Source organism: Tepidibacter mesophilus (assembly GCF_002724055.1).
Classification (GTDB): domain Bacteria; phylum Bacillota; class Clostridia; order Peptostreptococcales; family Peptostreptococcaceae; genus Tepidibacter_A; species Tepidibacter_A mesophilus.
The window spans coordinates 51,921-61,726 of sequence record NZ_BDQY01000022.1; the positions used below are offsets into that span (position 1 = coordinate 51,921).

Below are 9,806 nucleotides of genomic sequence, written 5' to 3' on the forward strand. Positions count from 1 at the left end.
TTTCTTCAGTTTAATCATTATATATAATATAATATCCGTTTTCAATAAAAAGTAAAAGTCTCTCTTAAATTTAAGAGAGACTTTTTGTTATGCTTTTTTAGTTCTTTTTGTTTTCTTTCCAGATAATACATTATAAGATTGTACAATAAGTATTAATGAAAGAACTAGTAATAGCACTGCAAATATTACTATTATAAATTTTCCTGATGCTATATTCGTCTTTATAAGAAGCATTAGAGCACTTATAGTAACAGCAAACATAAATACCATAGGACCTAAAATCATCTTATTAGATTTACCTGTATTTGCAAGCCAAGCTGCTATTGCAAGTAAAGCTAAAGCCGCAAGAAGTTGATTTGCTGAACCAAATATTGGCCATATAACACTATACCCCATAAATGCTAATGTACCTCCAAATACAACAGTTATACCTGTTGATACATATCTATTAGTCAAAACTGTACTAGCTGCTTCTTTAGAGTCAAAATATTCTTGGAATATAAATCTTGCAAGTCTTGTTGATGTATCAAGACTAGTTAATGCAAATGCTGATATAGATAAAGCCGTAAATGATTTCCCAAGTTCAAATGGAACTCCAAATGAATACATGAAGTTCGCTATCCCATCCGCAAATACATTTATAGGTCCACCTTGAGATAGTAATTCTTTTAACTTATCTGCTCCTAAATAAGTTGCTGTAATTATAGCAATTATTGCAAGTAATGATTCTATTAACATTCCACCATAACCAATCTTCTTAGCATCTGATTCTTTATCTAATTGCTTTGATGATGTACCAGATCCGACTAAAGAGTGAAATCCTGATATAGCACCGCAAGCTACTGTCACGAATAATATTGGGAATAAATAGTTTCCACCTACATTAAAACCTGTATATCCACTCATTTGAATTACAGGCTTTGTTATAACAATACCTAATACCGCACCTATAATCATTGCATATAATAAGAATGAGTTTAAGTAATCTCTCGGTTGAAGGAGTATCCATACAGGTGTTACAGATGCTATGAATATATATCCAAGAAGTATTATTATCCATGTCTCTTTACTTAATGAAATAGGGAACTTAATACCTAGATACATACATATAATCAAGAATATTACTCCTATTACGCTACCGATTCCTAGAGGGACTCCTTTTCTATATACTAAAAATCCAAATACGACTGCAAGTAATATAAATAATAAAGATGAAGATGCTGCTTGAGGTGTTGATGCAAATGTTGCAGCAACTATATTTGTAAATGCTGCAATTACTAACAGAAGAGTCAACCATGCAAATATTGCAAATAATTTTTTACCCGTTCTTCCTATATTAACTTCTATTATTTCACCTATAGATTTACCATCATGCCTTATAGATGCAAATAAAGAGCCAAAATCTTGTACCCCTCCAAAGAATATTCCACCTATTAATATCCAAAGAGTTACTGGTATCCATCCAAATATTGCAGCTTGAATTGGTCCAACAATGGGTCCAGCACCTGCTATTGATGCAAAGTGATGTCCTAATAATACTGGTGCTTTAGCTGGCATATAGTCTACACCATCATTTTTTGTATGAGCTGGAGTTACATTTTTATCATTTACTCCCCATTTTTTTGCAAGGTATCCTCCATAAGATATATACCCTATCAGAAGTATTATGCCTCCAACTAATAATAATGTTAACGAATTCATATTAATACCTCCTTATAAAAATCTATAATTTCTTTTGATGATTTGTTGAATATAAGGTCCTTGTTAATGTAGTCAAATACTATAACTCTGACATCACTCCAGCCTTTTATTCCCCACATATAACTTTTTTTGATAGATATATTTTTAATATTTTTTTTAATATTTTCATCTATATCAGAGCTTTCAACAAATACAGTTATATGTGTAGACATATGATTTTCTGTCAGATTTACAAACTCATCCATGGCATTTTCAGCTATCTTTTGTATTTCATCTACATCACCTTGAGTTATCGTTTCTATTTTTTTAGCAAGAACGTATTCTCTATTTTCATATCCCCATACTACATTTTTCTTGTTCAAAAAATATTTTTCGTTTTTCAATATAAACTCTGCCATAAAATCAAAATTGAACTTTCCTAATTTATATTCTTCGTTTATATTAAAGTTTGGTGCCATGGCTTCTTTTAGATGTGAAATAGTTATTATAATTCCTCCTCTCATACACATATATGTATATTATAAAATATAATATACAACTTTAACCATATTTTCAATAATTTTGGTAGTTTTTATAATCTTATTTTTTAATAGTTTGAAATATAACTGTTATGTGTATATAATTAAAATGAATAGATTAATTTTTCCAGGTTAAATTATAAAGAGTATATTTTAAAGGGAGGTATTTTTTATGGGTAATAAAAGAGTAATAGATGCACTTAATGCTCAGCTTCAAAAAGAATTTTATTCACAGTATTTGTACATAGCTATGGAGGCTTACTGCTCAGATCAAAATTTAGATGGATTCGCTAATTTTTTCCATGTTCAAGCCCAAGAAGAACAAGCTCATGCTTACAAAATATTCAACTTCATAGGAAGAATAGGAGGATCAGTAGAACTTGAATCTTTAGCTAAACCAAAGAATGATTTTGAATCTGCTCTTGAAGTATTTGAGCTAGCTCTTAATCACGAAAAAGGAATAACTAAATCTATACACAATTTAATGGATATAGCTTTAGAAGAAAAGGATCATACAACTACAGCTTTTATCCAATGGTTCATAACAGAACAAGCAGAAGAAGAAGAGTCAGTTGAAAAAATTGTTAAGAAGTTAAGACTTATGAACAACAATCCAGCTGGTCTTTTAATGATAGATCAAGAGTTAGGACAAAGAGTTTTCAATCCGATACCACTTGATGCATAATAGATTATAAAGAAGGAGATATCTCTACGGTATCTCCTTTTTTATGTGGGTTATCAAAACTTTCTATGAAAATACCATGAATACAACTAAGTTTTTAGTATTAGTTCTACTATTAGGTAATATCCTACCCCTTTCCAAAGAATAAAAATATTTATATCTTTCTAAGATTTTTTCTTAAATCTAATTAATTCTAAAAAGCTAAACTCAAAAATGATGCTCATTTAAATGTTAGCTACTTTTGGTTAACTTTTTACTATCAAACTTAGATCATGCTGTTAAGATATCCGTTAAGAAAGTTCTTTGTTTGACCAAAGGGAGTTTAGAACTTTTAGGATATTTTATAAAGCATAATCTGTAGTTTGATTAAAAAGTTGACTAAGTAGCGTTATTTTAATGAGTTTCATTTTCGCTCACCTAATAACATCCTTTAAAAATCATAAGAACCTTTTTTGAATGTATTTTATAAAATGATATTAAGGACATTTATAAGGAGGTTAATATATATGAAACTTGCAAGACCCTATATATGTATACAAAAATATATGTGTATGTATCCTTTAAGCAAAGGGTTTAAAAGAGGAACTATTTTTCCAGAACTTTATAAACCATATAAAAAAGGCTCTAATAATAAAAAGTGTAAAAAATAGATTGTCTTGAAATTAATTTTAAAAGAAATAAGCTAGGAGGAAATAGTTATGGAAGATATGTCTAGAAATGATTTATTGACTAAAATTCAAGAAGTAGAATTTGCTTGTGTTGATCTTAATCTATACTTAGATACCCATCCTAAAGATCAAAAAGCTTTAATGGATTTTAATATGTTTGCAAAAGAAGCTTATAGACTAAGACAGATTTATGAAATGAAATATGGGCCACTTACTAATTTTGGCTTTTCATTGGCTAAATATCCATTTAATTGGCTAAATGACCCGTGGCCATGGGAATATCAATAAGGAGGATTAACTTATGTGGATTTATGAAAAAAAATTAGAATATCCTGTTAATATAAAATGTAAGAACATCGAAATGGCAAAATATATAGTAACTCAATTAGGCGGTCCAGATGGAGAATTAAGTGCATCTATGAATTATCTTAACCAAAGGTATACTATGCCAACTAATAAAGCAAAGGCTCTGCTTACAGATATAGGAACTGAAGAACTTGCTCATGCAGAAATGATTGCCTCTATGGTATATCAGTTATTAAAAGGAGCTACCCCTGAAGAATTAAAAGCAGCTGGTCTTGGTGCTCAATATACACAACATGATCATGGAGTATTTCCTTCTGACGCAAATGGAATTCCATGGACTGCATCTTATATATCAGTTTTAGGTGATCCTATTGCTGATTTACACAATGATTTGGCAGCTGAGCAAAAGGCACGTGCAACATATGAACATCTTATGAACCTTACAGATGATCCAGATTTAATAGATGCACTTAGATTTTTAAGAGAACGAGAAGTTGTTCACTATCAAAGATTTGGAGAAGCTTTAATGGATGTATACGACTTTAATGATTGTAAAAAAGTATATTAGATATAAAAATAAAAGCTGTGGAATCACAGCTTTTATTTTTTATACTCTATATTATATTTTAATATTCTATCTACTATAGTAGCCATCTCTGCCCTAGTTAAATTTCTATTTGGATAAAACATACCTTCTTCATAACCATTTAGTATATTCATATTTCTCATTTTATTTATATAATTATACGACCACATTTTATCATTCACATCGCTAAATTCCATATTGTAATCACTATAATTATCTTTTATAAGTCTGCTGAGCATAGCTGAAATTTCTTCCCTTGTTATAGGGGCATCTGGATAGAATTTATTCTTTTCTTTTCCATTAATAAGACCGTATTTCTTAGCTAATTCTATCTCATTATATGCCCAATAATCTATTGATACATCATTGAAACTATTAGAAGTGATATATTCATCATCTATTCCAAGAAGTCTTGTCAATATAACAGCAGCTTGAGCTCTTGTCAAATTGTTATTGGGAGCAAAATACATACTTGATATTCCATTCATTATTTCATTATCTATCATACTGTATATACTATTACGAGCCCAGTGATTGTATATATCAACTAAATACTCACCATCTAGCCACATTGAATAATAATTCCAAATTTCCTTATTCTCCTGTCCTAAGCTCCAGCTTCCACTTCCCTTTAAATCGTATTTTTGAACAAGTCTTAACTTTTCTATTATAGACTGTTCATTTTCATACCAATATATATAAGTTTCATCGTCTTTATAAACAGTTGCCTTTACAGATTTTGATTCTTCATCAAATACAACATCAGATGGATACTTCTTTACAGTTTCCTCTATACTCTTTAAACTAGAGCCATTTCCTCCATAAGAAGCGCCAACCTTCCAGTATCTTCCGTAAAATGGTATCCCAAGTATAACCTTATCATTATCAACATGCTTAAGTAGTTCTTTTATAGACTTTTCAACAAAAGATATACTAGCAACAGGCCCTTCAGGCCCTCCTATATAACTCTCATCATATGCCATCAAAAATATATAATCACTATAAATAGCTAGCTTTTCATAATCATAAGAACCATGCCACCCACGAGTCCATCCATTTGGATTAGCAGCAACTGCTACTGAAATTTCTTTATCCCCACTTATATTTTCACTCAACCTTTTGACAAAATCAGTGTAAGATTCTTTATCTACATCAGTAACATTTTCTATATCTATATTAACTCCATCCAAATCATATTTTTCAATAGCTTCTGCAATTTGATTAACTAAATTATATCTATTAGAAAGAGCCTTTCTTCCTAAACTTCTATCCCAATGATTACTAATAAAGGGAACTACTTTTATTCCTTTATTATGCATATTCTTTATGAAATCTTTATCCAAAGTTTCAGTTATTTTTAAATTTCCATATTGATCTATATCAAAGTAACTAGGATAAACAGTATCTAAAGAATCATTGGTATTATTAACCGCATACTCATACTTACTCTTATCTCCAAAATATATATATCCTGTATTTATTTTTTGAGCATGAGCTATATATTGAAACCCCATAGCTAATATACAAATAACAACTATAATTTCTCTTATAAGTGCCTTTCTCATAACATACCCCCTTAAAAGCAATCCCTTTACTATATATAATATATATTAAATATACATGCATTCAACAGGTAAGTAGTGTATGTTTTGGAAATCCTATAATTTCCTATAACCAAAAATAACTACTCCATTATATAAGTTATTTTCTTAAATGGAATAGTTATATCTAGACTTTACTTATAGGAATACTTATTATAAAATTACATCCTTTATCAACATATGGATCTAAATATATATCACCCCTATGCTTTTTTATTATTGCCCTTGTTATAGCAAGTCCAAGACCTGTTCCTCCAGTTTTTGAATTTCTAGAAGAATCTGTTCTTACAAAAGGTTCAAATATATCTTTAGTAGAATCACGCTTTATTCCTATGCCATTATCTTCTATATTTATAATAGCATTATTATATGACTTTCTAACTTTTATTTTAATGTTAGATTCTTTTCCACTATATTTTATACTATTTATTATTAAGTTACCGATAGCTCTTTGCAAGTATTTATCAGATATATCGCACATTATCTCATAGTCAGGAATGTCAAATTCATAATACATATTATTTTCTTCTATTTCAAAAACGTAGTCTATAAGCAATATCCTTATAAATTCACATATATCCTGTTTTTTTAATTCTATTTTATTATCATCACTATCTATTTTTGATAATTCAAATAAGTCACTTATTAAATCATTAGCTTTTTTGCTATTAGACATTATTATATTCAAATATTTATTTTTAGTTGATTCATCTAATTCTTTATCATAATATATAGTCTCAGAATAACCCATTATATTTGTAAGAGGAGTTTTCAAGTCATGAGATATATCAAGTATCAATCTTTTTCTATTCTTCTCGGCTTTCTCTCTAAGAAATATCTCTTCTTGTATCTTTTTACTCATATTATTTATAGAATCCTTAAGGATACCTAATTCATTCTTATCCTTTATATTAATTCTAGTGTCATAATGTCCTTTGCTTATTTCATTTACTCCTTTAACTAAAGATTTAATGGGCCTTACTAAACTTATAGAAGTCCATTTAGCATAAATAATTATAAATATTAATAGAACTAATACAAATATTATAAACGTAACTTTAAATACGTTTTGTATAAATTTAATTTCCTCATTAGGAACAGACGCCAACAAAATATTCCCAGTTTCTTTAGAATAGTAAATATTAAAACTATTTGATTTTTCATTTATATCATCTGAATATTGATAATAATAATAATTAGGTATTATTATTTTATTAAATTCTTTTTGCTCATATATATACCCTTTTGAATGTACACTATTATACTCATCTATTACTCTTAGATTTTCATCTAATAGTTCTACATATGAATTATCTTTAATCCCCTCTGTTTCACATGATTTATTTATTCCATATTTATATATATTTTCATAAAGCCTCTCCATATCTACATCATCTATAGTCCCCATATCCTGTTTTTCAATATAACCTATACCTCCAACAAAACTAAAAATCAATATAAATACAAGTATTACAAACAAAAATAAATAGTTTAAAAATAACTTCGTAGATATGTTTATTTTTCTCAAAGGATTATATATCTTAACCATATTTTTTTTCCATTCTATAACCTATCCCTCTTATCGTTTTTATGTACTTTGGTTTTTTGGGATTATCCTCTATTTTTTCTCTTATATGGCTTATATGAACCATTATAGTGTTATCATCTCCATGATACATATCTTCCCATACATTTTCATATATCTGCTTTTTAGTATATATACGCCCTATATTTTCCATGAAAAGCGACAATATCTTTAATTCTTTAGGATTTAGGTCTATATCTATATTATTCTTTCTAGCTATATAATTTTCAGTATCTATACTTATGCTTCCATTTATAATCACTTTATTAAGGTTATTTATACCATATTCTATATACCTTCTAAGATGAGCTTGTACCCTGGAAATTACTTCTGCTGTACTAAAGGGCTTTACTACATAATCGTCAGCACCCAATCCAAAGCCTAAGACTTTATCTGTTTCATCATCTCTTGCTGTCAAAAATATTATAGGAACTTCACTCGTTGCCCTTATTTTAGAAACAGTTTTAAACCCATCCATAATTGGCATCATCACATCTATAATTATCAAATCAATATCATTTTTATAAAACAGCTCCAGTCCCTCTATTCCATTTGATGCTTCAATTATATTGTATCCTTGATTGGATAGATTGACAGATAATAGATTCCTTATATCCTCTTCATCTTCTACTATTAAAATATTTATATGCATATGATAGCTCCTTTCATAAGTATGTATATCTTATTATAATTTATATTTATTGTAAATTTAATAATTATCATAGATTTAAGAATTATTTAATATTCTTTTAAGCTTTATGTATTATAATATAGCTCATTTATTCAACTGATACTAAAGAACTTATTTAATTAAAATAGTAATACTTTTGTTCACTTATCAATATTATTTATATTTTAAAACTATTATAGTTTCTTGAAAAAATAAAAAGAACCTCCTATAACATACATTGTTATAAGAGATTCTTTTTACTTTACTTAACAGCAGCTATAACTGATATTTCAACTAATATAGACTCTCTAGCCATCTTAGCTTCAACACATGCTCTTGCAGGCTCAAATCCATCTTCAACCCAATTATCCCATATTTCATTCATATCTTGAAACATAGACATATCTTTTAAGTATATAGTAGCAGATAATATATGTTTTTTATCTGATTCATATTTATTTAATAAATCTTCTATTTTCTCAAGAACAACTTTAGTTTGCTCTTTTACTCCTTCTTTATCTGAGCAAGTTTGCCCACATAAGTAAACAGTGCTATTATGCACAACAGCTCTACTCATTCTTCCTGTTCCTTCATATCTTTTAATTTCCATTGTAAGTACCTCCAATTTGTTATTATAATCTTCCTAATTATAACAAAACGTTTTATTGTTTTCAATTGATATAAAATTTGCTTCATGCTATAGTTTATAATCCATTGCTCAAAAACAGTTAAAAGTAAAGTTTTTTATAAGTATTATCTATATTTTCAAAATTACATAATTTTTATAGAATAAAAATAAAGTAGCAACAAAAGTCACTACTTTACTTCATCCATATTATTTATTTTCAAATTTACTATCCATGTATTTTATAAGAGGAGCTATCTTTACTAATGTAGGAGCTCCCTTCATCCAAACTTGTTGTTTTAATACTTCTAATATTTCTTCTTTTGTTGCTCCGTATTTAATCGCTTTGTTCATTTCTAATTTCCCTCTAGTTTCATTTTCCTCAAATACAGATGTAGCAAGTGCAATTAAATATCTATATTTAAGAGGTATGACTCCATCACGCCAAATTTCATGATGATAACTAGATATTATCTCTTGAAATTTTTCTCCAAAATTTTGAGATACCATTACTCCCGGGGGTATAAAACCTATTTCTTCTTTAAATTCATCTTGTAATTTCTTTTTATCCATAAAAATCCCTCCTATTTATTTATATAATACCCATTTTTTAATAATAAAACTTGCAAATTATTAAAAAATGACAAATCAGGACCACCCGTAAAACGGGTGGTTTGCATGAGCCCTATAAGGGCATGTTGCTTACCGTGTCTCAAGACACTTTGAAAAGTATGCCGACCGCGCTTTTTCCCAGGCTACCCCTAAAAGGGGTTTATTTTTTGCCCTTGTTTACTGGCTCACCCGTAAACGGGTCTATATATTCTTTCAGACTTATTTGTTCTTGTACTATATCTTCTTGTATTT

General features: G+C 28.5%; 11 protein-coding genes and 1 pseudogene. 4 read left to right on the forward strand and 8 right to left on the reverse strand.

The annotated features are described in order from the left end of the window. Positions 1 to 87: 87 nt before the first annotated feature. Positions 88 to 1,701 (reverse strand): carbon starvation CstA family protein, encoded by a 1,614-nt coding sequence (locus tag Tmeso_RS12625; RefSeq protein ID WP_099191746.1) that lies wholly within the window; start codon positions 1,699 to 1,701, stop codon positions 88 to 90. Further along, complete coding sequence (locus tag Tmeso_RS12630; RefSeq protein ID WP_187296345.1) at positions 1,698 to 2,210, reverse strand: hypothetical protein; 513 nt, start codon at positions 2,208 to 2,210, stop codon at positions 1,698 to 1,700. Before Tmeso_RS12630 ends, Tmeso_RS12625 begins: the two co-directional genes overlap by 4 nt. 181 nt (positions 2,211 to 2,391) lie before the next feature. Between Tmeso_RS12630 and Tmeso_RS12635 the strand changes: the two genes are divergently transcribed. The 4 genes from Tmeso_RS12635 to Tmeso_RS12650 all read left to right on the forward strand — a co-directional run bounded on the left by Tmeso_RS12635 (position 2,392) and on the right by Tmeso_RS12650 (position 4,443). Further along, the gene (locus Tmeso_RS12635) at positions 2,392 to 2,904 is read left to right on the forward strand and encodes a ferritin (protein ID WP_099191750.1); all 513 of its coding nucleotides are present in this window, start codon (positions 2,392 to 2,394) and stop codon (positions 2,902 to 2,904) included. Positions 2,905 to 3,407: 503 nt separating this feature from the next. Then, on the forward strand, positions 3,408 to 3,551 hold the full coding sequence (locus Tmeso_RS12640) for a spore coat associated protein CotJA (RefSeq protein ID WP_242967925.1): 144 nt from the start codon (positions 3,408 to 3,410) through the stop codon (positions 3,549 to 3,551). A gap of 48 nt (positions 3,552 to 3,599) precedes the next feature. Next, the gene (locus tag Tmeso_RS12645) at positions 3,600 to 3,857 is read left to right on the forward strand and encodes a spore coat protein CotJB (RefSeq protein ID WP_099191754.1); all 258 of its coding nucleotides are present in this window, start codon (positions 3,600 to 3,602) and stop codon (positions 3,855 to 3,857) included. 13 nt (positions 3,858 to 3,870) lie between these two features. Beyond that, complete coding sequence (locus Tmeso_RS12650; protein WP_099191756.1) at positions 3,871 to 4,443, forward strand: manganese catalase family protein; 573 nt, start codon at positions 3,871 to 3,873, stop codon at positions 4,441 to 4,443. A 32-nt stretch (positions 4,444 to 4,475) separates the two neighbouring features. On the opposite strand, the gene Tmeso_RS12655 is transcribed toward Tmeso_RS12650, so the two are convergent. The 6 genes and pseudogenes from Tmeso_RS12655 to Tmeso_RS12680 all read right to left on the reverse strand — a co-directional run. Beyond that, the gene (locus Tmeso_RS12655) at positions 4,476 to 6,026 is read right to left on the reverse strand and encodes an S-layer homology domain-containing protein (protein ID WP_099191758.1); all 1,551 of its coding nucleotides are present in this window, start codon (positions 6,024 to 6,026) and stop codon (positions 4,476 to 4,478) included. 163 nt (positions 6,027 to 6,189) lie between these two features. Further along, a complete protein-coding gene (locus Tmeso_RS12660; protein ID WP_099191760.1) occupies positions 6,190 to 7,611 on the reverse strand; it encodes a sensor histidine kinase in 1,422 nt (473 codons plus the stop codon). Beyond that, on the reverse strand, positions 7,604 to 8,299 hold the full coding sequence (locus tag Tmeso_RS12665; protein ID WP_330400354.1) for a response regulator transcription factor: 696 nt from the start codon (positions 8,297 to 8,299) through the stop codon (positions 7,604 to 7,606). Before Tmeso_RS12665 ends, Tmeso_RS12660 begins: the two co-directional genes overlap by 8 nt. A gap of 280 nt (positions 8,300 to 8,579) precedes the next feature. Continuing rightward, complete coding sequence (locus tag Tmeso_RS12670) at positions 8,580 to 8,927, reverse strand: RidA family protein (RefSeq protein ID WP_099191762.1); 348 nt, start codon at positions 8,925 to 8,927, stop codon at positions 8,580 to 8,582. 225 nt (positions 8,928 to 9,152) lie between these two features. Then, positions 9,153 to 9,515: a carboxymuconolactone decarboxylase family protein gene (locus Tmeso_RS12675; protein WP_099191764.1), complete on the reverse strand. Its 363-nt coding sequence runs from the start codon at positions 9,513 to 9,515 to the stop codon at positions 9,153 to 9,155. A 199-nt stretch (positions 9,516 to 9,714) separates the two neighbouring features. After that, positions 9,715 to 9,806: pseudogene (locus tag Tmeso_RS12680) on the reverse strand (IS200/IS605 family transposase); the annotation flags it as partial.